This is a genomic window from Streptococcus sanguinis (genome assembly GCF_008329445.1).
GTDB classification, from domain to species: domain Bacteria; phylum Bacillota; class Bacilli; order Lactobacillales; family Streptococcaceae; genus Streptococcus; species Streptococcus sanguinis_O.
In genome coordinates, this window is sequence record NZ_VIBR01000003.1 from 52,817 (window position 1) to 78,245 (window position 25,429).

A 25,429-nucleotide genomic window follows, 5' to 3' on the forward strand; every position below is an offset into this window, starting at 1 on the left:
TCTTTCTGTCCCCTATTTTATCACTTTTTGCGGTAAATGAGTAGGGAAATCTTGTAGCTTGCCTGAATCAACAGGACTGCCCATTCAAGAATCCAGCTTCTCCCAGGAAAATCTGGAATATTGTTTGTCGCCTCTGCTCTTTTGTGTTAAAATATTCTACATGAAAGCTAAAAAAATCATTTTAACCACAACCGCCCTTTTGGGGGCTGGAGCGCTGGCTTTTGGGGCAGCCAAAGTCGTACAGGAGCAGAAACGACTGCGTAATCGGGAGGAAATCGTCGAGCTTGTGCGAGATTTCTTTTCCAGTCAGGGTACTATTTCCTGCCTTTATGTCAAGCTCTACGAGTCCACAGATGACCGCTTGGTTGGCGGTCTGGTCCTAGAGGACGACCGTCATTTTGCCTTTGTCTATGAAAATGGTCAGCTAAGCTACGAGGAAGAAGCATGATTTTTCCTGTAAATATAGAGGAATTGGCTTCTTATGTCAATGATGGGGAGAAGACTGTCTTCTTTTTCACGGCTGACTGGTGCGGAGATTGCCGATTTATCCAACCTTTTTTGCCAGAGATAGAAGGGGAAAATCCTGACTATCGCTTTATCCAAGTGGACCGTGATACCTATTTGGATCTGGCCAAAGAGTGGGACATTTACGGGATTCCCAGCTTAGTAGTGCTGGAAAAGGGACAGGAAATTGGCCGTCTGGTCAATCGTGACCGCAAGACCAAGGGCCAAATCAATGAATTTTTAGCGAGTATAAGAGAAAAAGGGAGCGTAAAATGATTTTTACCTATAATAAAGAGTATGTCGGCGACGTGCTGATGATTATTGCTGCGGACAATCAAGGAGCTAAACTGGCAGCTGAGCGCAAAGGACGGGTAGCGCGTGTTTACCGCGAAGATAATGGCCAGACTGTTGCTTGGAATATTTTTGAGCAGTCAGACCTTTTTGAAATTGCAGAGCGAGGACAGGTCTTTTTGACAGATGAGCAAGTGGCTATTCTCAATCAGGAGCTGAGCAAGGAAGGCTTCCCAGCGGACTTGGTTAATGACAGCCAACCGAAGTTTGTGGTTGGAGAAATCGTTGATATGGTAGCTCATCCAGATAGTGACCACCTGAATATCTGCCAAGTGCAGGTAGCTGCTGATAAGACCGTTCAAATCGTGGCCGGTGCTCCTAATGCCAAAGTCGGCCTCAAAACGATTGTGGCTCTGCCGGGTGCTATGATGCCGAAAGGGAATTTGATTTTCCCGGGAGAACTTCGAGGCGAAAAGAGTTTTGGGATGATGTGCAGCCCACGGGAACTTCAGTTACCTAATGCGCCTCAAAAACGCGGCATCATTGAATTAGCCGATAGTGAACTAGTTGGAACTGCCTTTGACCCAGCCAAACATTGGCAGGGATAAGGTAGAGGATTTAACATTCTAAAAAGCTCAGAATTTCTGAGCTTTTTTGTTAGAAACTTATGGCTCGTGTCCACACTGTCTCAAAAGAAGACGCTGTCGCTATTGCTTTGCGAGTCGGTTGATGATTGAGGAGTGGCTGTGGGAATTTGGCTCGGAGTGCTGTATTTGTATTGGTAGATAAGGCTGTTTAGGCTGTGGTCTTCCAATGCTTTGAGGCGCTTTCTCTTGAAAACAATGCCGATGAGCTGGCTGTCAGGATAGGGATAAATTTTGTGGCGGGGATGGTTAAAGGCTGCAAAGTCATGGAAACCGTCCTCCATCCAAAGACTAATCTCGGATTCTTCACTGTCTCGGCTGTAGCGAGCATGACTAATCTGCTGCATAGGAATGCAGTAGGTGGCAGCTGATAAGAGTCCGCTATAATAGTAGGTTACATTTTCGTGGTCAAAGGAGAGGATAGTCGCATGAATGGTTAGCCTGCGAATAGCAAAGATAAGGAGCAGTAAGAAGAAAGCAGCAACCAGCAGACTAAGGACAAAGAAACTAGTGTCTTTGTAGGGGTTGGAGCTAGTTAGGTAGTCTACGGCAGCCCAGACAGAAAACCTCCGAACCACAGAGAGATTAAGATAAAAAGAATATTTTTCACAGGCGAATGTTTAATGGTCATCGGAGCCTCCCTTGTACAAGTCTAATAGGAAAGGGACAGAAGCTGCAACTTTCCTTTTTATCTATACTATACCATATTTTTTTCACTTTTTGCCTCCTTTTACGAATGATAAGTTAGGAGGATATAAAATGTATAATAAAGTAATTGTAATCGGCCGGCTGACGGCTACGCCTGAACTGCACAAGACTGCGAATGAAAAATCTGTGGCCCGCGCAACAGTCGCGGTTAATCGCCGTTATAAATCTCAGAGCGGTGAGCGTGAGGCGGATTTTGTAAATGTGGTTGTCTGGGGGCGTCTAGCTGAGACTTTAGCCAGCTATGCAAGTAAGGGCAGCTTGATTTCTCTAGATGGTGAGTTGCGGACTCGTCGCTATGAAAAGGAGGGGGCGACTCATTATGTGACAGAGGTGCTCTGTCATAGCTTCCAGCTGCTGGAAAGTCGGGCTCAGCGCGCTCTGCGTGAAAATAATAGCGGAGCTGATTTAGCAGATTTGGTGTTGGAAGAAGAGGAACTTCCCTTTTAAGCAAGAAGCAAAGACTGGGAAATGACCTTGCTCTAAAAAATCATCATTCAGTTTTGCAGGATGCAAGATCTGTGGGAGTGAAAGTCTCTTTCTATCAAGCTTTTAAAAGTTTAATTATGATTACCGAGGTGGGACCAAGAATCAAAAATCATGGATTTTTTAGATTCTGTCTCACCTCTTTTATTATAGCCGTTTCTGGAAAGATTTTGCTTTTTGGTGGCTTTGTAATATAATAATCCTATATGTTTCATAAAGGCGCTTACGGCATAGGGGGTGAAAAATGGTATCAACTAAGGTCAAAAAACGGATACAGCATTATCAGAAGAAGGCTCTCTGGCCGCTTTTCATTCTGCTTATCTTGGTTTTGCTTTTTGTTTATTTCAAGGGCGTTCTGCCAGATGAGAAGCAGGTCAAGATCGGGGTGACCTACATGACCATGAACAATGACTTTTACAAGACCTTAAATGCGGAGCTGGAGAAGAAAACCAACCAGCAGGGCAGCAGGCTCTACGTTCGGGATCCTGAGCTGGATGAGGGCAAGCAGAGCCAGCAGATTGACTTTTTTGTCCGAGAAAAGGTTGATGTCATTGTCATCAATCCGGTGAAAAGCAATAGTCCAAGTATTATTTCCTCTCTTCAAAAGGCCAAGAAAGCTGGGATTAAAATCATCGTAGTGGATGCGCCTATCAGTCAGGATGTAAAAGTGGATACGACCATTGTGTCTGATAACTATCAAGCAGGTGTCCTGATTGCCCAGGATATGATGAAGCGCCTGCCTTCTGCCAATATTCTCCTTCTAGAGCACCGCAATGCCGTCTCTGCCATGGACCGGATTCAGGGATTTATTGATACGATTGAAAAACAGCGTAGCTACAAGATTATTTCCCAGAAAGAAACACTAGGCCAGACTGAGGAAACCATGCCACAGGTCAAAGGGGCTCTGGATGAAGGTTTAGACTTTAATGTAGTTATGGCGCTCAATGATCGAGCAGCCATCGGGGCCTTGGCTGCTATTAAAAATCAAGGCCTTGATAAGAAAATCTCAATCTATGGCGTGGATGGCTCACCAGATATCAAAAACTTTCTGGCTACGACTAGCGATATAGAGGGAACCGTGGCCCAATCGCCCATTCAGATGGGACGCAAGGTGGCGCAGGTAATTGAGCTGATGCAAGAGGGGAAATCCTACGACAGCCAATACCTGATTCCAGTTCACTTAGTCAACAGGGATAATATCAGTCAATACACAGTTACAGGGTGGCAATAATGAGACCTCAAAAAAGTATATTTTACAGCAAAATAGCCCTGATGGTCATCAATCTGGTTGCCATTGTCTATAATGCGTCCATCTATCTCTTTGCGACCAACTATGTAGCAGCTAAGGGCTTCAGTCACTCGCTTTTGGAGCGTTTGGATGCTATTCCGGGCTCTCCCAGCTTGATTTTCTGGGTATCAATTAGCCTCTATGGTAGTTTGCTTTTGGTCATGTACTATCGCGAGCGCCACCCCAATCAGCTGTCCGTCTATGACAAGGCGACTATTATTGAAATCCTGCTCATGCTGGTCATCTTTTCCGTCCTGCACTCGTCCTACAATGGCTTGATTCTCTTGGTGTTTGCGGATATTTTCTATGGCTCTAAGGAGTTCAATGCTTCCAAGGACAAGAAGTATTGGTTTTCTTTCATTATTTTGAGCTTTGGCATGCTGCTTTTGTCCAACTATGACCTTATGTCGCTCTTTATCAAGCTTCCTTCTTTAGATACCTATATTCGGTTTTACCCAGAGTCCGTCCGGCTGTTACTGCTTTTTGGTAAGAACTTCCTCTATTCCCTCAATATCGTCGTCTTTATGATTTCCTTGCTCTTCTACATCTTGTCAGCCATTACGGAGCGTCATCGGATTGAGGAAGAGCTGCGCATGGCTTCTCAGGCCAATCGCGAGTTGAACTCTTATCTGGCCTTGTCCGAAAAAATAGCAGAAGATCGAGAGCGGAAGCGGATTGCCAGAGAAATTCATGATACATTGGGCCATGCCCTAACGGGAATTTCAGCGGGTATTGATGCGGTCAAGGTCTTGGTTGATATTGATACCAATCGGGCTAAGGAGCAGCTCAATAATGTCTCTGTCGTCGTTCGAGATGGTATCCGTGATGTCCGCGGCTCGCTCAATAAGATGCGACCGGGAGCTCTGGAAAATAACACTTTGAAGGAAGCTCTGATTAAGATTATCCGTGAGTATGAAGCCATCTCTAATTTGGAGATTCATCTCCGCTACGAATGGGATAATATTGACTTGGATATCGCCAAGGAAGACATTGTCTTTCGGGTGATTCAGGAGTCTATTACCAACTCTGTCCGCCATGGGCATGCCAAGACTATCTGGATTGAGTTACTGGAGGAAGAGTCCTATGTAATGACCATTCAGGATGATGGTGTTGGTTTTGATGAACTCCACTATGGCTATGGCCTCAAGCAGATGCAGGAGCGCCTAATGATTATTGGCGGAAGCGTCCGATTTGAAAATCGGGACGGTTTCTACACGCATATCGAAATCCCAAAAATAGGAGGAAGACATGATTAAGGTTTTAATAGCAGACGATCAGGCCTTGATTCGCGAGTCTCTGCAAATCATCCTGTCAGCCCACGCTGATATTGAGGTTGTCGGGACAGTTGGAGACGGCAAGGAAGTGCTGGAAAAGCTTCATCGGGTGCGCCCAGATGTGATTTTGATGGATATTCGCATGCCAGTCATGGACGGTGTTCTCTGTACCAAGGCTGTCAAAGAGCAGTATCCAGATGTTAAGATTATCATTCTGACGACCTTTGATGACGATGAATTTATCTTCTCCGCTCTCAAATACGGTGCGTCTGGTTATATTCTCAAAGGGGTTTCGACAGAAGAACTTCACGAAGCCATTCAGACAGTCTATCGAGGCGGAGCTATGATCAATCCCAATATTGCCACCAAGGTCTTCAAAATCTTTTCACAGATGGCCCAGTCCAATTTTGCTATCACAGTGACGGAGGAAAATATAGAGGATATGAGCCGGACAGAGTGGAAGATTATCCAGCAGATTGGCTTCGGGATTTCTAATAAAGAAATTGCAGCCAAGCTCTTTCTATCAGAAGGGACAGTCCGAAATTACCTGTCAGGTATCTTAGCCAAGCTCAACTTGCGCGACCGAACCCAGCTGGCTATATGGGCTGTGCAGACCGGAGTCACCCAGAGAGATTTTAGTAAGGAAAGCGACAAATGAAGTGGAGACTGAGACATTTGGCCCTGCTGGTTGTCCTGATCATATCTGTTGCTTTGGCTTTTGTCTTTTGGGCTTCAGCTCAGGAAAAAGTCCTTCGTATCGGGGTCTATGCTGGCTCTAGCTGGGATGTGCCTAACAGCCGCGAAAACAAGGTCTTGGACAGCCTGATTAAAAAATTTGAAAAGACGCATCCTCATGTCAAGGTCGTCTACGAAAGCGGTATTCCCAAGAATGATTACGCTGACTGGCTGGCAGAGCAAGTCTTGAAAGGCGAGCAGCCGGATCTCTTTATGGTACCGGAAAACGACTTTAGCATGTTGGCTTCGACTGGCGCGCTTAAATCCTTGGATACCCTCCTAACGGATGATGAACGGACAGCCTTTTATCCAGTGGCTTATGAAGCTGGGCAATATCAGGGAGTCAGTTATGCTCTTCCAGTTGAGAGCAATCCTATCATGATGTGTGTCAATAAAGACCTGCTTGAAAAAGAAGGGATTAGCATTCCTGAGTCAGGTTGGACCCTGGCGGATTTCTATGAGATTTGCAAGAAAGTAACCAAGGATACCAATGGCGATGGTGTGGTGGATCAGTACGGTATTACGGATTACACTTGGCAGCAGGCTCTGGTAGCTTACGGCGGCCATCTTACCGATAAATCCGGTATCAATGTAGACAGCGCAGAGATGCACCAAGCCTTGGCCTTTATGAGCAAGCTAGACATGCTCAGCCAGCACTATAAGGTGACTTCTAATGATTTTGATGAGGGGCGGGTGGCTTTCTATCCTATGAGTCTGGCCCAGTATCGGACCTACAAGCCCTATCCATACCATGTTGCCAAGTATTCTAGCTTTTCTTGGACTTGTATCCCGATGCCAACAGCTAATAGTCAGGTGATGGGAACACAGGTCAAGACCTCGCTCTTTGCCATGTCTTCCAATACCAAGCAAGAGAAGCTGGCTTGGGAGTTTATGCTCTTGCTGTCACAGGATAAAGAAAGCCAGCAGGCCTTGTTTGAAAAATCGCAGGGAACCTCAGTTTTACCATCTGTGGTGAAAAGTCAACAGGCTAGAGAAATCTTACAGGCTGATGATTTTGGCTTGGATTCCTTGACTTCTGAGAGGCTAGACCACATGATGAATCGCTCTATCATTGACATCAGTCTAGAAGTAGACCGTCATACGATGGACCGGATGGACTATCTGATTCAAAATGCTATGCAGAATCAAGAGATTGACAGCGCCCTACCGAGCATTCAAAGAGAAATAGAAAGCGGAAAATAATCTGCTTTCTTTTTTATTGCCAATTAAGTCAGAAAAAAGTACAGCTGCCTAGACCAATATGACAAATGTCATATTTTTCCTAACAAATGTCATCTGGGTAAAGTGACATTTGACAATATGAAACCGGTTCCATATTCTGTACAATAAAATCATCAATAAATCCTTCGTCATCTAAAGCCTGACTTGGCTAAGAAGTTGAAGGATAAAGGAGGCAGGAAAGATGAAATACCTTGTACTGATCAGCCATGGGGGACTGGCTGCAGGCGTGCAGAGTTCCTTGAAGATGTTTGCCGGAGACAAGACGGATCAGGTGATTGCGGTCGGTCTTCAGGAGGGCAAGTCAGTTGATGATTTTTCAGTTGATTTTACTCAGGCCTTGTCTGGCTTAAGCGCTGATGACAGTGTCTTAGTTCTGGCTGATATTGTAGGAGGCAGTCCTCTGACGACAGCAGCTAGCGTCTTAGCTGACATGGGTAAGCTTGACTCAGCAGTTATCTTGGGCGGTTTGAACCTGACCATGGGACTGACTGGCTTGGTTATGAAAGACATCTTAGACGGAAAAGATCTGGCTCAGGCTATCCTTTCCGAGGCCACAGCTGCTTTGCAGGAATTTGAAGTCGTAAGCGATGCAGCTGACGAAGATGAAGACGACATTTAGTGCTTCCGCCATACATTAATAAAAGATAAAAGGAGATTTTAAAGATGACAGTATCATTTGTACGGATTGACGACCGCATGATTCACGGTCAAACAGTCACTCGCTGGGCTAAGGAATACCCTTGTGATGGCTTGATTGCAGTTAATAATGCTGCGGCAGGAAACAAGGTTTTGATTCAGGCCTACAAGGGAGCTTCTGACAAGAAGACTTTTGTTTGGACCAAGGAAGCCTTCAAGGAAAAATCAGGTAAGGTATCAGAGTCAGACAGTCGCTATTTCCTCATTACGAAAAATCCCGTGGATATGAAGGAAATCTTAGTGGACCAAGGTTTTGTACCTGGGGATGTTAAGGAAATCATCGTTGGTCCGGCTAATGACCGTCCGGGAGCTGTTAAGCTAGGCAACAACCAGTCCATCACTCAGGAAGAGGCAGAAGCGATTGAAGCGATTGAAAAAGCTGGCTACAAAGTCAAATTCCAGCTCTTGCCTGATGTTTCCATCGGTTACTGGAGCGATTTCAAGTCTAAATTTGGTTTTTAATTACAATAATGAAAAGGAGAGTCTATTATGACAATTTCTTGGCTGCAAGCCGCTTTACTGGGTCTTTTTGCTAGTTTAGCTTCTATGCCTGGTATGGGTGGTTCTAGTATTGGTAACTACACTCTGGGACGTCCTCTGGTCGGAGGTTTGATTAGCGGGTTGATTCTTGGAGATTTAAAAACAGGGATTATGGTTGGGGTAGCCCTTCAGGTCCTCTATATCGCTCTGGTAACACCAGGTGGTACAGTTTCCGCTGACGTGCGGGCGATCTCTTACATTGGGATTCCTCTCGCAATCTTGTTTGTTCACTCTAAAGGCATCACCTCTGAATCTGCTATCGCTGCAGCAGCTGCACCAATCGGAGCAGCAGTTGGTACTATCGGTACAGTTCTCTTCTATGGAACAGCTACTACAAACTTGCTTTGGCAGCACATTGGCTGGAAAGCTGTTGAAAAAGGCGAATTCAAAAAGCTTTACGCTGTTGACTGGGTCTATCCTTGGATTTCCCACTTTGTCTTCTCTTTCCTTCCAACCATGATCATCACGAAGTTTGGTCCGAATATGGTTGAACTGATGAAAACCCATCTGCCAATGGATGGCTTCATCATGAAATCCCTCTTTACAGTCGGAGCTCTTCTCCCATGTGTCGGTATTGCCATTCTCTTGAAACAAATCGTTACCAAGGCTGCTGACTTTATCCCATTCTTTGTGGGCTTCACCTTGGCTAAGTCACTTGGTCTTAATTTGGTTGCCAGTGCAGTTGTTTCATTGATTTTTGCAGTAATTTACTATGAATTGGAAGTAATCAAATCAGCTCGAGTAACCGCGCCGGCTGGTGGAGCTGATTTTGATGACGATGAGGAGGATATCTAAGATGGCTGAAAGAAAGAAAATAACTAAAAAGACTTTAGCGAAATCATTCCACCATTGGTACTATGGTCATTTGACTTGCTTCTCTCAAGAGCACATGCAGACTTTCGGCTACTTGACCTCTATGCTGCCAATCGTGGAAGAACTCTACAAAGACAAAGCTGAGCAGAAAGAAGCTATGCAGACCTATACAGCTTTCTTCAACACAGAACCTCAGCTTGGAGCTTTGGTAGTGGGGATTACAGCTGGTTTGGAAGAAGCGCGTGCCAATGGTGACGCTGTTGACGGCGAAACTATCAATGGTATGCGTGCCGGTCTCATGGGACCTATCGCAGGTATCGGTGACTCTTTGGTTGTTGGAACTTTGATTCCAGTTCTGCTGGGGATTGCCCTTGGACTCTCTAAAGGTGGAAATCCTATCGGCGCTCTCTTCTACATCCTTGTCTGGAATGTTCTCATCTATGGCGGTATGCGCTTTGCCTACTTCAAAGGCTATGAATTAGGGGACAAGGCGGTAGAATTCCTTGTAGGACCTAAAGGACAGGCGCTTCGTAAGGCAATCAGTGTTATTGGTGGTATGGTTATCGGGGCAGTTGCTGCAACTTGGGTATCTGTAACGACTTCATTAGAGCTGAAAAATGCTGATGGCGAAGCTTTCCTGAAGTTGCAAGAAAAGATTGATGGTGTTTATCCAGGTCTCTTAACAGCTGGCTTTATCACCCTTTGTTGGTGGCTGATGGCCAAGAAAAAAGTATCACCAAACCTCGTTATGCTCCTCTTGGTTGTCATTGCTTTGATTGGTGTAGCGCTTGGCATCTTTGACCCTCAACTTAAATACTAATTCTCGCTCAATTTTAGGATGGCAGTAAGTCCGATTTGCAGCTAGTCTAATACAAATTTGTTTGAGCAGAGTAAAAGAAAGAACGGAGAAGATCATGACAGAACAAGAATTGATTCAAGGCTATGAAACAGAAATTCACTACCAGAAGCATATGATTGAAAATCTAGGACGCTGGTTCAGTCTCTTCTTTGCCATTGCCAGCATCGGTCTTGTTCTGATTTATCTCTTTCATGAGACCAATCTCCTAGCACTGATTGCAGGAATCGTCCTAGCTCTACTAGGAATCTTAGCCATGCTTTTGTTTGGCTATGGTATCTATAGAGGACGCCTAAATCTGCAAAAAGTGATTGATGATTTTGAAGCAAAACTAAAACTTGCAAGATAGACATTCCCCCTAAAGACAAGTCTGAGAGGATTTTAGCTCGGACTTGTTTTTTTGAGTTTAGGGCCAAGTTAAGAAAAAATAAAATTTTTCTTTCATCTAGCCGGTTTTTTTCTTGACTATTTCTGACCAAGTGATAAAATAATAACTATAGATTAGCACTCGATAGTTTAGAGTGCTAAAAATTTAATCTTTGGAGGAAAACTATGTTAAAACCATTAGGAGACCGTGTGGTCTTGAAAGTAGAAGAAAAAGAGCAGAAAGTTGGCGGCTTTGTCATTGCAGGCAACGGCCAAGCAGCGACTAAGACAGCAGAAGTTGTCGCAGTCGGTCAAGGTATTCGTACTTTGAACGGTGAGCTGGTAGCCCTGAGCGTTAAGGAAGGGGACAAGGTTCTCGTAGAAAATCACGCAGGCGTAGAAGTCAAGGACGGAGATGAAGCTTATCTCTTAGTCAGTGAAGCCAATATTCTAGCAGTTGTCGAGTAAGATTAGAAGAGAGGAATAATAAAATGGCAAAAGATATTAAATTTTCAGCAGATGCAAGAAGCAGTATGGTTCGTGGAGTTGACATCTTAGCGAATACTGTCAAGGTGACTTTGGGACCTAAAGGCCGCAATGTCGTTTTGGAAAAATCCTTTGGTTCACCTCTTATCACCAATGACGGTGTAACCATTGCCAAGGAAATCGAATTGGAAGACCATTTTGAAAATATGGGCGCTAAGCTGGTGTCAGAAGTTGCTTCAAAAACCAATGATATCGCTGGTGATGGAACAACAACAGCAACTGTTTTGACACAGGCTATCGTTCGCGAGGGAATTAAGAATGTTACAGCTGGTGCGAATCCAATTGGTATCCGCCGTGGGATTGAAGCAGCCGTTGCGACAGCTGTTGAAGCCCTGAAATCTAACTCAGTACCAGTTTCCAACAAGGAAGCTATTGCTCAGGTTGCTGCCGTTTCTTCTCGCAGCGAGAAAGTCGGCGAGTACATCTCTGAAGCTATGGAAAAAGTTGGAAATGACGGCGTTATTACTATCGAAGAGTCCAAAGGGATGGAAACTGAGCTGGATGTAGTTGAGGGAATGCAGTTTGACCGCGGCTACTTGTCTCAGTACATGGTAACCGACAATGAAAAAATGGTAGCCGAACTGGACAATCCTTACATCTTGATTACTGACAAGAAAATTTCTAACATTCAAGAGATTCTTCCTTTATTGGAAAATATCTTGAAAACTAATCGTCCGCTCTTGATTGTTGCGGATGATGTGGACGGTGAAGCTCTGCCAACGCTGGTTCTTAACAAGATTCGCGGAACCTTTAATGTCGTAGCTGTTAAGGCACCAGGCTTTGGCGATCGTCGTAAGGCTATGTTGGAAGACATCGCTATCTTGACGGGCGGTACAGTGATTACAGATGATCTTGGTCTAGAGCTCAAAGATGCTACAATTGAAGCGCTTGGACAAGCTTCTAAAGTCACTGTTGATAAGGACAGCACTGTTATTGTGGAAGGTTCTGGCAATCCTGAAGCCATTGCTAACCGTGTGGCAGTTATTAAGTCGCAGATTGAAAGCAGCACTTCTGAGTTTGACCGTGAAAAACTGCAAGAACGTCTGGCTAAATTGTCCGGTGGTGTAGCTGTGATTAAGGTGGGAGCTGCCACAGAAACAGAACTCAAAGAAATGAAACTCCGCATCGAAGATGCCCTTAACGCAACCCGTGCAGCGGTAGAAGAAGGAATCGTCTCAGGTGGAGGTACTGCCTATATCAACGTACTGGACGCTGTCGCAGGTCTTGAGTTGGCAGGGGATGAAGCGACTGGTCGTAACATCGTTCTTCGCGCCTTGGAAGAGCCTGTTCGTCAAATCGCTCTGAATGCAGGCTTTGAAGGTTCAATCGTCATTGACCGTCTGAAAAACTCTGAAGCTGGTACAGGCTTTAATGCCGCGACTGGCGAATGGGTTAACATGATTGAGGCTGGAATCATTGATCCAGTTAAGGTGACTCGTTCAGCCTTGCAAAATGCCGCTTCTGTTGCCAGTCTTATCTTGACAACCGAAGCAGTAGTAGCTAATCAACCAGAACCAGCTAGCCCAGCTCCAGCTATGGATCCAGGCATGATGGGCGGTATGATGTAGAAAAATAACGGGATTATATATTCGTATAAATTAGGTATAATCTTTGTCTTACATTTATCAATTAGAAAACTGAGCAGATTTGTTCAGTTTTTTTATTGTGACTAGTTATGCAGCAAGCCTTAATAATTATGCTTATTTTTAAAAACAAATTTATATATATGAATATTTATGGTCATATAATTCATATTTGTTCATTTATTATGCGGCCAAATATTACATTTTTGTTTCAAGAAAATACAAGGAGATGACGGAGGAAATGGTTTTCAATTCTTATATAACAAGGTTTTTGGAGAAATAAACTGGTTTACACATTGTCGATAAAAGCTGAACTGGTAAAGGTAAATAGTTGACTTATAGTCAATCGTATGCTAGTCTAATATATGTAGTATATTGGAAATGTAAAGGAATTTTAATATTTTTACATGTTCGATAAAAAGGAAAAAAGGAAAAAAACGGAGGGATTATTTATGAAAAGAATATCTCATACTATTGCGCGCTTTTTCTCAGTAGCCTTTGTGCTCCTCTTTAGCCTGTTTTCTAGCAGTCAATCTGCCAGAGCTAACACGGTAGACGATGTTATCACCTCAGTAAATGTTTACAATCAAAAGGGTGAAGAACTGACTGACGGCCTTTCCCCTTGGGAAAAATTCCAGATTGACGCAAACTTTGCCTTTAATTATGGCAAGGTTCAGCCAGGAGATACTACGACCATTGGACTTCCTGCTGAATTTGCCTTGGAGGGAGCTGATTTTGAAGTCAAAGATGATGACGGCAATCTCGTAGCGACAGCTGTTGTTGATGCAAGCTCTAAACAGCTTACACTGACTTATACAGACTATGTCCTGACTCGCTCTCATATTGAAGGGAAAGTTCATCTTTTAGCTCGCGTTGATCATACAGTAGCTAGAGATAAAGGCTCTATTCCTCTGAAACTTATCGTTGGTAAGAAGATTGTTGAGTATGGGAAAGTTGACTACAAAGGTCTTCCTGGCCAAGCAACTCCTTATACTTTCATAAAATACGGCTGGAATAATGCGGATAATATCAAGAGCATTACTTACAGCCTGAATATCAACCAACAAAATCAAGAACTGGATAATGTTGTTATTTCAGATACTCTGGGCTTTAATACCGGAGAAATTGATCTCAACAGCTTCCAAATTCTTAAAGGCTCATGGGTTGTTGACCCGGCTGATAACTCTTACCGACTAAGCCAGCAACGCGAGGATGTGACAGCAAATTATACGATTAATCTTGCTGCTGACAAGCGTTCCTTTACCATTAACATGGGGCATATCGGTGCCAATGAAGGCTTCTATGTTCGCTATCGTGTCAACTTCCCTACAGTTCCGACTGATGGAACACTCTTCCCGAACGAAGCAATCATGCGAGCAGATAATATCGAAGAGCAAAAATCTTCAGTTGCTGTCCGCTACCAACGTGCAAACGGCTATGCACATGGGGATGTCTATGGTGTGCAGGTGACTAAGAAAGATGAAGCTGGTAAAGCCCTAGCAGGTGCTGAATTCACATTGTACGATGAAGATGGTGTGACAATTGTTCAAAAAGCAACCAGTGATGCTAATGGGATTGCTTCTTTCAGCAACTTGATTAAGGAGCATTATCTGATTAAGGAAACCAAGGCACCAGAAGGTTACCAACTGTCAGATGAAGAGATTCAGGTTAATGCCGCTCAGCTCAAAAATTATGGTTCTGGTATTATTTACAAAGACTTTACCAACCGTAAGGCATTGATTACCGCTTCAGGTATCAAGACTTGGAATGATGACAACGATAAAGATGGCAAACGTCCAGACAAGATTACCGTTCGTCTCTATGCAAATGGCACTGAAGTTGCTCATAAAGAAGTTGGTCCGAATGATAAGGGTGAGTGGAAGTATGAGTTCACTGACTTGCCAGCGACTGGTGAAGATGGAAAAGATATTGTCTACTCAGTTACTGAAGACCGTGTTTATGGTTATACAGCTACTGTTGATGGTATGAACATTACCAATACACCAGTTCCAGGAGTTCCGCAACCGCCGAAACCTAGCTCGGACAATAGCTCTAAGAGCAGCAGTAGTAGTTCTAGCTCTAGCTCAAGCAGCAGTAGCACGACTTCTAGCTCAAGCAGCACTACAGGAAGTACTGTTGTGATTATCGAATCAGACGATGGTACTGGCGGAGGAAATGCCTCTAATGTTGGAACCAAGAAAGTTCTCCCTAAAGCGGGTGAGAATGCTAGCTGGATCATGATTGCTGCTGGAGTAGCTCTAGTAGGCTTGGTAGGCTTCATTGTCTTCCGTGCGAAGAAGAAATAAATTTCATCTCTGTTCCCTTAAGGGACAGAGATTTTTTACTCCAAACCCGGATTAGCAGTAGCCGTTTTTTAGAAAGCAAAAAAGTGCTTTTTTTACAATCAGTCACTATCTTGTATCCTTTTGTTAATCAAGACTGTGATGTTCCGTAATATAGTTGTTTTAAAATAAAAAGCAACTAAGATGTTTCCTAGAACAAATTAGTTGCTCAGAACTACGGGGAAGGCCGCTTTGATGTGCAAGCGTGAGGTACATCAAAACTTGATATATATAATCTTTCTTAATTCCTAAACCAAAAAAATTATAAGACATCCTTAGGAATATGCTCGGTGTGTAACCATCTTTGTCAAGTTTTCGTCAAACTTATTTTACTTCAGTCTTCTCTCGTAGTTTTTGTTATGCAATACTCCCTCCTTTCTTGTGCCTAAAGGAAGGGGATTTTTGTGTGGAAAATCTACTTTGAATTTAAGGAGATGATTGAGTTGAAAAAAGCGAAATTAAATATATATTATAATGTGCTGTTGAGTACTAATATAAGGTATAATAAAGTAAAGGAATAATCAAAATAATTACAGTGAGAACACTACTTATAATGATAAATTTTAGTGACACTACTTTTATTGGATGTATTCAAAAATCATTTAGAAGTTTAAGAGGGATGAATGATGAGTAAAAATCTTTTAACAAATATATTAAACGATAAAATTGATGAGGATGATATAATCTATATTTTAGATACAAATTTTTTACTAAATTCTTTAAAGTCTCCAAATTATTCAAAAAAATATATTAATGCTTTAAAGAAGAATGCGAATAATATATTTTTACCTTTTATTGTATGGATAGAATTTTTACATAATTTCCAAAGGGTCATTTTTCGGACAGAAACTTTTTTAAAGCAAACAAAAGCAATGCTAACGGAACTAGATGATAATCATAGTATATGCCTTGACGATAAAGATATTGAGGACAAGATAGATAGTATTTTTAAGAAAAAAATTTTAAACAGTGACAATAGTCTAGGTAAAGAGTTATTACAAGATGAAAAAGATAAAATCTTATCCAATTTAAAGAAGAATAAACAATTTGTTAGTAGTTTAGAATTGATAAATAGGTTATTAGATGAAAACATTGATGAATGGAAAAAATCACAACATGAAAATTTTAAGGTTTTTGACAATTATATCCCTCAAATAAAAGAACATCTACAAATCATAAATAATATGATAGAAAGCAATCAAATTATAGTTGGAGACGAATATAGCGAGGAAAAGTTAAAAGAATATACTGAAAAAATAGAAATAAGGATAAAAGAAAAACAATTTCCTGGGATATCCGATGAAGATTTATCAAAAGGAAATAGAATTTGGAACGGAAAAATAATTCCAGCTAATTATGGGGATATATTTTTATGGCTGGAAACCTTGGACTATGCAAAAATATCAGATAAAAATTATTTTATTATTGTAAGTGATGATAAAAAGAAGGGAGATTGGATAGATAAAACTCTTAATAATTCATTTTATCCTCAAATGATATTAGAATTTATTAATTATACTGGAAAAGCAACTATTAGACATCTATCAAATTCTGATTTTGTTTCAAAATTTGACAGTGGGGAAGTATCGAGAGAAGATATAACACGCGACTTACTAGACTCAGAAAGTGGTAATAAGATATTTAGTAAAATAGATGATTTTTCTAGTTTTGTAGCTAATATAGAAGATATAAAAAAGTATAATTTGAATCCTGAAATAATAAATGATATAAATTCAGAATATAACAGTAGTGCGATAGAAATTGAAGAAAAGGTAACAGATTTATTAAAAAAATTATTAGTTGATGACTATGATGTATATACAAATCTAAAACCAAATTTTGATTATGTAATTGATATTCTTGCTGTTAGTAAAAATCCAAATCGAAAAGATATTATATTTGAAATTAGCATTTTGAAGTACATTGACAGGTTAAAACTTAATAAAAAGTTACAAATCTTAAATAATTATGCTGAAAAGTATTTTAGAGATACTGGAAAAGTTGCAACTAAATGTCTAATAGTAGTTTCGAATGATATTGATGAAGAATTTAAATATAATTTTAAAAAATCAATTAATGAAGATAATATTAAGATTATGTTTTTGAATAACTCAATTTTTGAAGTGTTTTAACCAAAAGAGGATTCCTAAATCTGGAATCCTCTTCTCGTTATGTAATTTTCAATCTGTCTGATTTCGTAAGATACGATACAAATAAACCACCCGTCAGAAGGATGGTCATGATTTTTTAGTGCCCCCTGCATGGATTTGGAAAGGATTTTCATATTGAGAGTAATTAAAAATATTGAAATATAAGTGATTTTAGGGAAGTACTTTTAGGTATCTCCAATGTCATGATTTAAAAATGGGGCAAAAGTGGGGCAAAAACGAATGACTCTCATTTGGTTTGAAAACCTATAATATCTAACGATTATGCTATACTAGAAATATAGTGTTGTTATCAATAAATATCAGTGCGAGACTAATCGGAGGATAAAATGGAAAAACAAATTAATGAAAAAATTAGTGAAATGGATAGGGAATATCCCTTTTTATTTTGCTTTAAATTAGATTTTTGGATGGAATAGTAGATGATAAGATAAAATATCTTTGAACATACAAAAAGACAAACGCCAAAAATGACGTTTGTCTACGTTCTGAGGTAGCCTTTAGGCTCCCTTTTTTCTTAGAAAATACCGATGAGTAATTGCATGCCAAGGCTAGTCAGGATGATAGCAATCCAGCAAAGGGCTCCAAGAAGAATGGATTTTCCACTGGATTTGATCATAGCAATGAGGTTGGTTTTGAGACCAATAGCACTCATAGCCATGATGATGAGGAATTTGGAGAGTTGTTTGAGAGGTGAAAAGAAGCCATTGCTGACACCGAAAGATGTGAGAAGAGTAGTTAGCAGAGAAGCTAGGATGAAGTAGAGAATGAAAACGGGGAAGATTTTTTTAAGCTTTACTCCTTGGTTGTTTCCTTGTTGACGGCTTTGCCAATAGGAGAGGAAGAGAGTGATAGGGATAATAGCTAGAGTACGGGTCAGTTTGACAATAGTGGCAGACTCGAGAGTATTGCTTTGGTAAAGGCTATCCCAGGCGCTAGCTGTGGCTGTTACAGAAGACGTATCGTTGACCGCAGTACCCGCAAAGAGAGCAAAACCTTCGTTGGAAAGATGGAGCCAAGAACCTAGAGTTGGAAAGATAAGAGCTGCCAAGACATTGAAGAAAAAGATAACAGAAATGGCTTGGGCCACTTCTTTTTCCTTGGCGTGAATAACAGGAGCAGTCGCTGCAATGGCAGAACCGCCACAGATAGAAGATCCAACTCCAATCAAGGTAGCTAGCTTTGTATCAAGGTTAAAAAATCGTTGGAAAAAGAAAGCAATAATTAAAGCGATAGAAATGGTCGAAAGGATAACAGGGAGGGAAGATTTTCCAACTGCGAAAACTTGAGAAATATTGAGTCCAAATCCAAGCAAGATAACAGCATACTGAAGCAATTTTTTGGAGCTATAAGTCAAACCAGCATCCAGTTGTTTATAGGGAGTGAGAAAGGGGTAGAGAATCATTCCGATAAAAATGGCGAAAACAGGTGCTCCCACAACAGGCAGAAAGCCTCCTAAAACCCAAGAGATGATAGAAATGATCAGACAGACTAACAGTCCTGCCCAATTTTTTGATAGAAATGACATAAAAACCTCCGAAAATAAATACTCCTTATTATAATCTTATCTGTCAGAAAAGTAAAATAGAAAGTAGGAATAAGGTTGTAAATTAACGGAATTTTGCGGTCAGAGAGCTTTTGTAGTTTAATAGATATATGTTCTTTGATCAATAAGGATGCAAATGTGGCATATGTTATTGAAAAAAATAAATTTGATGAGCCTGGATATGTGAAGTAATTATGTGATATAAGAAAATAAATAAGAGAGTTGAAAATGTACTGCACCCCAAAAGTTAGACAGAAAAAATCTAACTTTTGGGATCAGTACATATCCTCGCTTTTTTTAATCTAATAGGTCCTTATTTTCAATTAAGAGTTCTAGTGGGGATTTATCTCTTGCTACAATAAAACCAGGTTCATATTGGTTATGAAATGTTCTTTTCTGAGAAGTTGGATCAATATACAACACATCTCCATCTTCTGTGTATAGCTGGTTGCCTCTTGTTAGGTAAAGTAAATCCTCTAAGTACTGTCCATCAGTTTGTAGAAAATGTTCGATGTATTTGACAGCCTTTAAGATCTCACTTACTTTATCAGAGTATTCATTCGATTCAAGAACACTCTTTTCTAATTCAATCTCCTTACTCGTTCCAAAAAGTTGAGTTGGAGTTGCATTAAAATATTCTGCTATCTTATCTAAATTTGCAAAGGTAGGATAGCTTTTTTGTTTTTCATAATCAGAGATGGACTGTTTACCAATTCCTAAGTCTTCAGCTAGTTGAGTTTGACTTACTCCTTTTTCTATGCGTAGTCGTGCCAAATTGGGTCCAAAATTTTGAATAATAAAGGTCATGGGAAACTCCTGTTTTTATTTTTAACTTATTTTATCACCTATAAACTTACAAATCAAGTTTTTAGTTGACTATCCTAAATATTTTTTATAAAATATATTTATAACTTATAAATAAGTTATAAATGATACAAAATAGCTCATATGTTTAGGAATAGTGAGTGAGGAGGAAGTTGAAGACGAGACTATGACTTATGACTATTCGAAGCCTTGGAGCTAGAAATTGTGTGGACAAGGACAAGGGACGAGCCTGACGGGAAGTCAGGCGAAGTCCTGCGGACTGCCGTCCAGACAATTTCTAGCCAAGCAAAAGCTGGCTATTCTAACAGCCAGCAAAAAGGGACACTTAGGACAACGTCCAAAGAACGACGGAACGAGCAAACGTTGATTTGACGGTGTTTCTGAGTCCTAAAAAATCTAAAAGAAAGGGGGACAATTTTGTTGGTTTCTATACAAGATTTAAGAAGCATTCAAGAACGATGTGAAATAGGAGAATTAGTACAGAGGTTAGATGTCAGTATTGATAGACTAACGGTTATCTGGGATACAGATACTGATTCCCTAAGACGGATTTTCAAAAATCTGAAACAGGCAATAAGTACAAGAGTTGATTCATTTGAAATATATGATAATGTTCGAGATGATGTCTTTACTTTAGCTAAAGTTTTTAATGAGTATGATTCTATCAATATTATATTTTTTCAATTATCCACTTATGGAGGTGAACAATTGATTCGGATTGATTTCAATCCTAACACTTTAAAAGAATTTGATGGAATGAAAGTATGGAGGCAATTAATGTACTTTGCCAGATTGAATTCATTGACGGTACGTTTGTCTCGTTTTGATTTGGCATTTGACATTTTCAACAGGCCTGAAATCGTTAATTTACAACATATTAAAGGTGGTGTTACCCATAAGGTCTTCTATGGTCGAGGGGGCGAATTAGAGACGAAATATTGGGGTTCTAGCGGTAGTAATGTACAAGTTAGGTTATATGATAAGAACAAAGAAATTATTGCTCACAAGCGCGAAGAGAAGCTAGATTTGGGTGTAAATCCGTTTTGGTGGAGACTAGAGTTCCAACTCAGAACCAAAGCAATTGGAGAGGAGATGGTCCAAGATATTATGAATCGACTCGATAATTTCGGATTTTATAAGCTAGAACATATTCGAGTGGAGCAAAGAGCATTTACAATTATCTTTCTCAACAATCCTGAACTGTTGTCATTGGCTTTTCCAAATTTAAAATCAGACAGCATCAAAAAGAAAAAAACAAGAGTCCGCAAACTATTGAGAGAAGAAACGAACCAATTTGCGGAAGAATTAAAAGAAGTATTAATACAGAATCTCCCTAAATTAAATACAGAATTACAACTACTTGTAGGTGAGTTTCTGAATTTAGGAAATAAATAAGGAGGATAACTATGGACAATAATTTAATTAGTAACAAAGAATTAATTGAAATGGGCTATCGCCCTCATACAGCGAATGATATCATTCATCAGGCAAGAGAATTACTTGTATCACGAGGCTATACATTTTATAATCGCAAACGTTTGATGGTTGTTCCCAAAAGTGTTGTAAATGAGATTCTAGGAACAGAGGTGGCGTAATATGGCAAGTGTTCGTTACCGAAAGCGAGGAGATAGTAACTTATGGACCTATGAAATTCGTAACGAAGGAAAAACTGTTGTTCATAATAGCGGTTTTAAAACAAAAAAACTTGCAGAGTCAGAAGCTGAACCGATTCTGCAAGAACTTCGTTTAGGAAAAAGAATTTCTAGAGATATTTCTCTTGTAGATCTATATCAAGAATGGCTTGAATTAAAAATTCTACCGAGTAGTAGGTCGGAAGAGACAAAGAAAAAATATCTTCTCCGTAAAAACACAATTGAAAGATTATTTGGAAATAAAAAAGTCACTCAAATTCGTGCGAGTGAATACCAAAGAATAATGAATAAGTATGGGCAAACAGTTGGTAGAAATTTTCTTGGTAGATTGAATACTGGGATTCATCAGAGCATCCAAATGGCAATTGCCGACAAAGTTCTAATAGATGATTTTACACAACATGTCGAGTTATTTTCATCCAAAGAACAACAGATGACGGAAGAGAAATATTTACATACCGAAAAGGACTATCTGGATTTACTTTTAGCAGTAAAGAGAAAATTTGATTACCAACGTTCAATTGTTCCTTATATCGTCTATTTTCTATTAAAAACAGGCATGAGATTTGGAGAGTTAATAGCGTTAACTTGGAATGAAGTTGACTTTGACAGAGGACTGCTAAAAACATATAGGAGGTTTAATACCCTTTCTCATAAATTTGTCCCTCCAAAAAACAAAACGTCCATTCGGATGGTACCGATAGACGAAGAATGTATTAAGATATTACAATTTCTAAAAATTGAACAAGAGAAGGCTAATAAAGAGCTAGGAATCAAGAATAGGTATAAAATGATTTTTCAGCATTATGGATATATTCACTTGGTACCAGATATTGCAAGTGTCAATAAAGCTTTGAGTGTTCTTTTAAATGAATTAGATATTTATCCAATTATCACGACAAAAGGAGCACGTCATACCTATGGAAGCTACCTCTGGCACAAAGGTTTTGACCTTGGAGTTATTGCAAAAATTCTAGGGCATAGAGATATTTCAATGTTAGTAGAAGTATATGGACACACTTTAGAAGAGAAAATTTTTGAGGAATTTAATCAAATAAGAGATGTTTGGAAAGATTGCTCATAAAAAAATGTGGGGCAAACGATGGGGCAAATCAGTTATAGACAAGCAAAAAAGCCTTGTAAATCAAGGCTTCTTCCTGTTAATTTAGATGCCCCCTGCAGGGATCGAACCTGCGACCCACGGATTAAGAGTCCGCTGCTCTGCCAGCTGAGCTAAGGAGGCAATAGAAAAAGCTGTATTGGTGCCGGACCTTCACGATTTGTATTGAACCCGCGCAATTAAGCAGGTGGGCAACTCGCTCTAACTGAAGCTGCTTCCGCGTGACACGGCTTGCATGCTGTTAGAAGTCTTTTGTTTCCCTAATAATACAAAAAATAGTCGGTCAACACTTAAGTGTGAAGTCGTACACCACAGCGTTTCTATAATTATAATACCATAAATTTTGAAAAATTCAAGAGAAAAATGTGATTTTTTGCAAACGATGTCATCATTTTTTTAAGTCATCAATCTTATCCTTAGTCATTCCAAGGGCTCGCTCGTATTTGCCATTCTCATTAGGCGTGAAGTAATTGGCATCTTTTATCTTGTCAGGCAGATAGTCCTGCTTGACCCAATTGCCAGGATAGGAGTGAGGGTAGAGATAGTCCTGTGCGTTGCCCAATTCCTTGCTGCCGGCATAGTGGCCGTCTCGTAAGTGGCGGGGAATGGGGAGGTTTCCATTCTTTCTTAGGTCAGCTAAAGCCTTGTCCATGGCCAGATAGGCTGAGTTGGACTTGGGCGATAGAGCCAGATCAATAACAATATTGGCAATAAGGATACGGGCTTCAGGAAAGCCAATCCGCTGGGCAGCTTCCAGAGCTGTAACGGTATGGACTTGAGCGTCTGGATTTGCCAGGCCAATATCTTCGTAAGCGATAACGGTCAATCGTCTAGCTAGGCTAGGGAGATCTCCTGCCTCAACGAGGCGAGCTGCGTAGTGGAGGCTGGCATTGACATCAGAGCCACGGATGGACTTCTGTAGGGCAGAGAGGACATCGTAATGGCCGTCCCCGTCCTTATCCATGGTGATATAGCTCTTTTGCAGGCTGTTTTCCATGACATCAAGTGTGATATGACGGATGCCCTTGCTATCTTCTGGGGTAGAGAGTACGGCTAGGTCCAGCGAGTTATAGGCAGAGCGTAGGTCTCCATTGGTAGAGATGGCGATGAAGGCCAGAGCCTCATCGTCTAGCTCCACTGGGAAATCAAACCCTCGCTCCTTATCCGTCAAGGTTATCTGAATGGCTGTCCGGATGTCGTCGTTGCTGAGGGGTTCTAGCTCAAATATCTGAACCCGGCTTCGAATAGCAGGGGTGACAGAAAAGAAAGGATTTTCTGTCGTCGCTCCAATCATGATGACCAGACCGCTTTCTAATAGCGGCAGCAGGAAGTCTTGCTTGGTCTTGTCCAAGCGGTGAATCTCGTCCAGCAGGAGAACTAGACCGCCGGAAAATTTCGCTTCTTCAGCAATCTCCTGCAGGCGCTTCTTGCTATCTACGGTGGCGTTAAAGGTCCGAAAGGCAAACTTGGTTGTGCCGGCAATAGCCGAGGCGATAGAGGTCTTGCCGATGCCGGGTGGCCCGTAGAGAATCATTGAGGACAGGCGGCTGGCTTCAACCATGCGACGGATGATTTTCCCAGGTCCGACCAGATGTTGCTGGCCGATGATCTGATCAATGTCGGTCGGCCTCATGCGCAGGGCGAGGTTTTCTGGCATAAGATTTCCTTTCTGCAAGTGTTTTTCTTAGCTTTTTGTGTTACTATTGTAGATAGTAATATTTTATCACAATGAAAAGAGGAAATCATGGCTAAGTACGGTTTTTTGGAGATATTGGACGAGGAAATGGGGAAGAGCTTTCCTTTTGATTATGAAATAAACTGGGACAAGAAGAATCACGCAGTGGAAGTGGCCTTTCTCCTTGAGGTTCAAAATCCAGGCGGTATTGAGACGGTTGATGCTGAGGGCAATATCTCGGCTGAGGATATTTACTTTGAGGAAGCCGTACTTTTCTACAATCCGACCAAGTCTCGTTTTGATGCAGAGGACTATCTGGCTACCCTGCCCTATGAGCCTAAGAAGGGACTGTCACGGGAGTTTCTAGCTTATTTCGTGGATTTCCTAACCCAAACAGCTGAGTCTGGTCTCGATGCACTCATGGACTTCTTAGCAGATCCAGAGGCGGCAGAGTTTGAGATGGCTTGGAATGCAGAGGCTTTTGAAAATGGCAGAGCTGACTTGACTGAGACAGACTTTTATCCTTATCCGAGGTACTAGGAGGCGCTTATGGAAAATGCAGAAGGACTAGATTTGCTGTACAAACAGATGGAATTTTCAGGCTGCAAGATCGCCTTGATCTGTGATGATAAGCTACTGACTATCTTGCGAGACGATATTTCAACCATTCCTTGGCCCGATATGTGGGAGTTGCCGGGCGGTGGCCGCGAGGGTGAGGAGACGCCTTTTGAATGCGTCCAACGAGAGGTTTTTGAAGAGCTTGGTTTGAAGCTTGAAGAAGCTGCCATTGTCTGGGCTAAGGAATATCAAGGAATGCTTGATCCTGACAAAACTTCTATTTTTATGGTGGGAACCATCACTCAGGAAGATTTTGCCAGTATTGCCTTTGGCGATGAGGGGCAGGCTTATCAAATGATGGATGTGAGCCAGTTTTTATCTGATGACAAGGTTATTCCGCAGCTGCAGAGCAGGTTGAGCGATTATTTGGAGGTGCGATCATGATTTATATTGAGCGGGCAGGAGCTGAGGATTTAGAGACCATTATTGCTATTCAGCGAGCGAGTTTTAAGGCCGTTTATGAGAAATATCAGGATCAATACGACCCCTATCTGGAGGAGCGTGAGCGGATTCGCTGGAAACTGGTTGAGCGGCCCAATAGTTTTTATTATTTTGTCAAAGACGGCGAGAAGATTCTGGGCTTTATTCGATTGAATACAAATGACGAACAGACAGCAGGCTGGATTGGAACAGTAGCGATTTTGCCACAGTATCAGAACAAAGGATATGGTTCTGAGGGGCTCGGTCTGATTGAGGAGGCATTCTCCACCATTACGCAATGGGATTTGTGTACGGTTTTCCAAGATAAAGGCATGGTCGCTTTTTATGAGAAAAACGGCTATCATCAGACCCATATTGAGCCCGAAAAAGAAGGCATGGATATGGTTTACATGACGAAGACAATGAAATAAACAAAGAAAGGATTGTTCAGTTAAATTTCTAAACTGAACCCGCCCTAAACACTGTGTCAAAAA

At 41.2% G+C, this 25,429-nt stretch carries 27 protein-coding genes, 1 tRNA gene and 1 pseudogene; 24 read left to right on the forward strand and 5 right to left on the reverse strand.

Annotation, left to right across the window (positions count from 1 at the left end):
* Positions 1 to 160 precede the first annotated feature (160 nt).
* Genes FKX92_RS07250 through ytpR form a run of 3 tightly spaced genes read left to right on the forward strand, consistent with a single transcriptional unit; the run spans position 161 to position 1,403 of the window.
* Positions 161 to 448 carry a DUF4651 domain-containing protein gene (locus tag FKX92_RS07250; protein ID WP_002903480.1) on the forward strand — a complete coding sequence of 96 codons (288 nt, stop codon included), beginning with the start codon at positions 161 to 163 and terminating at the stop codon, positions 446 to 448.
* Positions 445 to 780 carry a thioredoxin family protein gene (locus FKX92_RS07255; protein WP_149565948.1) on the forward strand — a complete coding sequence of 112 codons (336 nt, stop codon included), beginning with the start codon at positions 445 to 447 and terminating at the stop codon, positions 778 to 780. Before FKX92_RS07250 ends, FKX92_RS07255 begins: the two co-directional genes overlap by 4 nt.
* Positions 777 to 1,403, forward strand: a complete 627-nt coding sequence (gene ytpR / locus FKX92_RS07260) for a YtpR family tRNA-binding protein (RefSeq protein WP_060976223.1) — start codon at positions 777 to 779, stop codon at positions 1,401 to 1,403. The genes FKX92_RS07255 and ytpR overlap by 4 nt, the downstream gene beginning before the upstream one ends.
* 80 nt (positions 1,404 to 1,483) lie before the next feature.
* Here the strand turns inward: ytpR and FKX92_RS07265 are convergent.
* Positions 1,484 to 2,070 (reverse strand): annotated as a pseudogene (locus FKX92_RS07265) (hypothetical protein).
* 128 nt (positions 2,071 to 2,198) lie between these two features.
* Here FKX92_RS07265 and FKX92_RS07270 point away from each other — a divergent pair.
* The 14 genes from FKX92_RS07270 (at position 2,199) to FKX92_RS07335 (ending at position 17,043) form a co-directional block, all read left to right on the forward strand.
* On the forward strand, positions 2,199 to 2,594 hold the full coding sequence (locus FKX92_RS07270) for a single-stranded DNA-binding protein (RefSeq protein WP_002896737.1): 396 nt from the start codon (positions 2,199 to 2,201) through the stop codon (positions 2,592 to 2,594).
* Between the two features lie 280 nt (positions 2,595 to 2,874).
* Positions 2,875 to 3,861, forward strand: a complete 987-nt coding sequence (locus FKX92_RS07275) for a substrate-binding domain-containing protein (protein ID WP_149565949.1) — start codon at positions 2,875 to 2,877, stop codon at positions 3,859 to 3,861.
* Entirely contained in the window at positions 3,861 to 5,174 is a 1,314-nt protein-coding gene (locus FKX92_RS07280) for a sensor histidine kinase (protein ID WP_002928969.1), read from the forward strand. Before FKX92_RS07275 ends, FKX92_RS07280 begins: the two co-directional genes overlap by 1 nt.
* A complete protein-coding gene (locus FKX92_RS07285; protein WP_002896732.1) occupies positions 5,167 to 5,850 on the forward strand; it encodes a response regulator transcription factor in 684 nt (227 codons plus the stop codon). Before FKX92_RS07280 ends, FKX92_RS07285 begins: the two co-directional genes overlap by 8 nt.
* On the forward strand, positions 5,847 to 7,130 hold the full coding sequence (locus FKX92_RS07290) for an ABC transporter substrate-binding protein (RefSeq protein ID WP_149565950.1): 1,284 nt from the start codon (positions 5,847 to 5,849) through the stop codon (positions 7,128 to 7,130). Before FKX92_RS07285 ends, FKX92_RS07290 begins: the two co-directional genes overlap by 4 nt.
* A gap of 220 nt (positions 7,131 to 7,350) precedes the next feature.
* Positions 7,351 to 7,788 (forward strand): PTS sugar transporter subunit IIA, encoded by a 438-nt coding sequence (locus tag FKX92_RS07295; protein ID WP_149565951.1) that lies wholly within the window; start codon positions 7,351 to 7,353, stop codon positions 7,786 to 7,788.
* Between the two features lie 44 nt (positions 7,789 to 7,832).
* Positions 7,833 to 8,327 (forward strand): PTS system mannose/fructose/N-acetylgalactosamine-transporter subunit IIB, encoded by a 495-nt coding sequence (locus FKX92_RS07300; RefSeq protein ID WP_004189013.1) that lies wholly within the window; start codon positions 7,833 to 7,835, stop codon positions 8,325 to 8,327.
* Positions 8,328 to 8,354: 27 nt separating this feature from the next.
* Complete coding sequence (locus FKX92_RS07305) at positions 8,355 to 9,200, forward strand: PTS mannose/fructose/sorbose/N-acetylgalactosamine transporter subunit IIC (RefSeq protein WP_002896728.1); 846 nt, start codon at positions 8,355 to 8,357, stop codon at positions 9,198 to 9,200.
* Complete coding sequence (locus tag FKX92_RS07310; RefSeq protein ID WP_002896727.1) at positions 9,184 to 10,038, forward strand: PTS system mannose/fructose/sorbose family transporter subunit IID; 855 nt, start codon at positions 9,184 to 9,186, stop codon at positions 10,036 to 10,038. The genes FKX92_RS07305 and FKX92_RS07310 overlap by 17 nt, the downstream gene beginning before the upstream one ends.
* Positions 10,039 to 10,132: 94 nt before the next feature.
* Positions 10,133 to 10,423 (forward strand): hypothetical protein, encoded by a 291-nt coding sequence (locus FKX92_RS07315; RefSeq protein ID WP_002901670.1) that lies wholly within the window; start codon positions 10,133 to 10,135, stop codon positions 10,421 to 10,423.
* Positions 10,424 to 10,626: 203 nt separating this feature from the next.
* Positions 10,627 to 10,908: a co-chaperone GroES gene (groES, locus tag FKX92_RS07320; RefSeq protein ID WP_002898579.1), complete on the forward strand. Its 282-nt coding sequence runs from the start codon at positions 10,627 to 10,629 to the stop codon at positions 10,906 to 10,908.
* Between the two features lie 23 nt (positions 10,909 to 10,931).
* Positions 10,932 to 12,554, forward strand: coding sequence for a chaperonin GroEL (groL, locus tag FKX92_RS07325; protein WP_002928978.1), 1,623 nt, complete (start codon positions 10,932 to 10,934; stop codon positions 12,552 to 12,554).
* A 467-nt stretch (positions 12,555 to 13,021) separates the two neighbouring features.
* Complete coding sequence (locus FKX92_RS07330) at positions 13,022 to 14,875, forward strand: Cna B-type domain-containing protein (protein WP_149565952.1); 1,854 nt, start codon at positions 13,022 to 13,024, stop codon at positions 14,873 to 14,875.
* Positions 14,876 to 15,534: 659 nt separating this feature from the next.
* Positions 15,535 to 17,043 carry a PIN-like domain-containing protein gene (locus FKX92_RS07335; RefSeq protein WP_149565953.1) on the forward strand — a complete coding sequence of 503 codons (1,509 nt, stop codon included), beginning with the start codon at positions 15,535 to 15,537 and terminating at the stop codon, positions 17,041 to 17,043.
* A gap of 553 nt (positions 17,044 to 17,596) precedes the next feature.
* On the opposite strand, the gene FKX92_RS07340 is transcribed toward FKX92_RS07335, so the two are convergent.
* A complete protein-coding gene (locus tag FKX92_RS07340; RefSeq protein WP_111724138.1) occupies positions 17,597 to 18,607 on the reverse strand; it encodes a YeiH family protein in 1,011 nt (336 codons plus the stop codon).
* 315 nt (positions 18,608 to 18,922) lie between these two features.
* The gene (locus FKX92_RS07345; RefSeq protein ID WP_111724137.1) at positions 18,923 to 19,432 is read right to left on the reverse strand and encodes a helix-turn-helix domain-containing protein; all 510 of its coding nucleotides are present in this window, start codon (positions 19,430 to 19,432) and stop codon (positions 18,923 to 18,925) included.
* 207 nt (positions 19,433 to 19,639) lie between these two features.
* Between FKX92_RS07345 and FKX92_RS07350 the strand changes: the two genes are divergently transcribed.
* From FKX92_RS07350 to FKX92_RS07365, 4 genes are read left to right on the forward strand one after another with little or no spacing between them, the layout of a single operon-like run.
* Positions 19,640 to 19,822, forward strand: a complete 183-nt coding sequence (locus tag FKX92_RS07350) for a hypothetical protein (protein ID WP_080551212.1) — start codon at positions 19,640 to 19,642, stop codon at positions 19,820 to 19,822.
* 45 nt (positions 19,823 to 19,867) lie between these two features.
* A complete protein-coding gene (locus FKX92_RS07355) occupies positions 19,868 to 20,845 on the forward strand; it encodes a replication initiation protein (protein ID WP_045504389.1) in 978 nt (325 codons plus the stop codon).
* Positions 20,846 to 20,856: 11 nt separating this feature from the next.
* Positions 20,857 to 21,045 carry a DUF3173 domain-containing protein gene (locus FKX92_RS07360; protein ID WP_000369785.1) on the forward strand — a complete coding sequence of 63 codons (189 nt, stop codon included), beginning with the start codon at positions 20,857 to 20,859 and terminating at the stop codon, positions 21,043 to 21,045.
* 1 nt (position 21,046) lies between these two features.
* Entirely contained in the window at positions 21,047 to 22,186 is a 1,140-nt protein-coding gene (locus FKX92_RS07365; RefSeq protein WP_009659642.1) for a site-specific integrase, read from the forward strand.
* Positions 22,187 to 22,272: 86 nt separating this feature from the next.
* Here the strand turns inward: FKX92_RS07365 and FKX92_RS07370 are convergent.
* Positions 22,273 to 22,345, reverse strand: a tRNA-Lys gene (locus tag FKX92_RS07370).
* A gap of 265 nt (positions 22,346 to 22,610) precedes the next feature.
* Positions 22,611 to 23,879, reverse strand: a complete 1,269-nt coding sequence (locus tag FKX92_RS07375) for a replication-associated recombination protein A (protein ID WP_149565954.1) — start codon at positions 23,877 to 23,879, stop codon at positions 22,611 to 22,613.
* 87 nt (positions 23,880 to 23,966) lie between these two features.
* Between FKX92_RS07375 and FKX92_RS07380 the strand changes: the two genes are divergently transcribed.
* From FKX92_RS07380 to FKX92_RS07390, 3 genes are read left to right on the forward strand one after another with little or no spacing between them, the layout of a single operon-like run.
* Complete coding sequence (locus tag FKX92_RS07380; protein WP_149565955.1) at positions 23,967 to 24,437, forward strand: DUF3013 family protein; 471 nt, start codon at positions 23,967 to 23,969, stop codon at positions 24,435 to 24,437.
* A gap of 9 nt (positions 24,438 to 24,446) precedes the next feature.
* Positions 24,447 to 24,899, forward strand: coding sequence for an NUDIX hydrolase (locus FKX92_RS07385; RefSeq protein ID WP_002910800.1), 453 nt, complete (start codon positions 24,447 to 24,449; stop codon positions 24,897 to 24,899).
* A complete protein-coding gene (locus tag FKX92_RS07390) occupies positions 24,896 to 25,366 on the forward strand; it encodes a GNAT family N-acetyltransferase (protein WP_002910799.1) in 471 nt (156 codons plus the stop codon). Before FKX92_RS07385 ends, FKX92_RS07390 begins: the two co-directional genes overlap by 4 nt.
* Positions 25,367 to 25,429: the final 63 nt, after the last annotated feature.

Excerpts from the sequence above, each read along its gene's own strand:
- FKX92_RS07310 (WP_002896727.1), top strand. The coding sequence starts at position 9,184 with ATGAGGAGGATATCTAAGATGGCTGAAAGAAAGAAAATAACTAAAAAG.
- FKX92_RS07280 (WP_002928969.1), top strand. The coding sequence starts at position 3,861 with ATGAGACCTCAAAAAAGTATATTTTACAGCAAAATAGCCCTGATGGTC.
- ytpR (WP_060976223.1), top strand. The coding sequence starts at position 777 with ATGATTTTTACCTATAATAAAGAGTATGTCGGCGACGTGCTGATGATT.
- FKX92_RS07380 (WP_149565955.1), top strand. The coding sequence starts at position 23,967 with ATGGCTAAGTACGGTTTTTTGGAGATATTGGACGAGGAAATGGGGAAG.
- FKX92_RS07250 (WP_002903480.1), top strand. The coding sequence starts at position 161 with ATGAAAGCTAAAAAAATCATTTTAACCACAACCGCCCTTTTGGGGGCT.
- FKX92_RS07305 (WP_002896728.1), top strand. The coding sequence starts at position 8,355 with ATGACAATTTCTTGGCTGCAAGCCGCTTTACTGGGTCTTTTTGCTAGT.
- FKX92_RS07340 (WP_111724138.1), bottom strand. The coding sequence starts at position 18,607 with ATGTCATTTCTATCAAAAAATTGGGCAGGACTGTTAGTCTGTCTGATC.
- FKX92_RS07290 (WP_149565950.1), top strand. The coding sequence starts at position 5,847 with ATGAAGTGGAGACTGAGACATTTGGCCCTGCTGGTTGTCCTGATCATA.
- FKX92_RS07300 (WP_004189013.1), top strand. The coding sequence starts at position 7,833 with ATGACAGTATCATTTGTACGGATTGACGACCGCATGATTCACGGTCAA.
- FKX92_RS07360 (WP_000369785.1), top strand. The coding sequence starts at position 20,857 with ATGGACAATAATTTAATTAGTAACAAAGAATTAATTGAAATGGGCTAT.
- FKX92_RS07385 (WP_002910800.1), top strand. The coding sequence starts at position 24,447 with ATGGAAAATGCAGAAGGACTAGATTTGCTGTACAAACAGATGGAATTT.
- FKX92_RS07275 (WP_149565949.1), top strand. The coding sequence starts at position 2,875 with ATGGTATCAACTAAGGTCAAAAAACGGATACAGCATTATCAGAAGAAG.
- FKX92_RS07285 (WP_002896732.1), top strand. The coding sequence starts at position 5,167 with ATGATTAAGGTTTTAATAGCAGACGATCAGGCCTTGATTCGCGAGTCT.
- FKX92_RS07330 (WP_149565952.1), top strand. The coding sequence starts at position 13,022 with ATGAAAAGAATATCTCATACTATTGCGCGCTTTTTCTCAGTAGCCTTT.
- FKX92_RS07295 (WP_149565951.1), top strand. The coding sequence starts at position 7,351 with ATGAAATACCTTGTACTGATCAGCCATGGGGGACTGGCTGCAGGCGTG.
- FKX92_RS07315 (WP_002901670.1), top strand. The coding sequence starts at position 10,133 with ATGACAGAACAAGAATTGATTCAAGGCTATGAAACAGAAATTCACTAC.
- FKX92_RS07270 (WP_002896737.1), top strand. The coding sequence starts at position 2,199 with ATGTATAATAAAGTAATTGTAATCGGCCGGCTGACGGCTACGCCTGAA.
- FKX92_RS07375 (WP_149565954.1), bottom strand. The coding sequence starts at position 23,879 with ATGCCAGAAAACCTCGCCCTGCGCATGAGGCCGACCGACATTGATCAG.
- FKX92_RS07365 (WP_009659642.1), top strand. The coding sequence starts at position 21,047 with ATGGCAAGTGTTCGTTACCGAAAGCGAGGAGATAGTAACTTATGGACC.
- FKX92_RS07390 (WP_002910799.1), top strand. The coding sequence starts at position 24,896 with ATGATTTATATTGAGCGGGCAGGAGCTGAGGATTTAGAGACCATTATT.
- FKX92_RS07345 (WP_111724137.1), bottom strand. The coding sequence starts at position 19,432 with ATGACCTTTATTATTCAAAATTTTGGACCCAATTTGGCACGACTACGC.
- FKX92_RS07335 (WP_149565953.1), top strand. The coding sequence starts at position 15,535 with ATGATGAGTAAAAATCTTTTAACAAATATATTAAACGATAAAATTGAT.
- FKX92_RS07255 (WP_149565948.1), top strand. The coding sequence starts at position 445 with ATGATTTTTCCTGTAAATATAGAGGAATTGGCTTCTTATGTCAATGAT.
- groL (WP_002928978.1), top strand. The coding sequence starts at position 10,932 with ATGGCAAAAGATATTAAATTTTCAGCAGATGCAAGAAGCAGTATGGTT.
- groES (WP_002898579.1), top strand. The coding sequence starts at position 10,627 with ATGTTAAAACCATTAGGAGACCGTGTGGTCTTGAAAGTAGAAGAAAAA.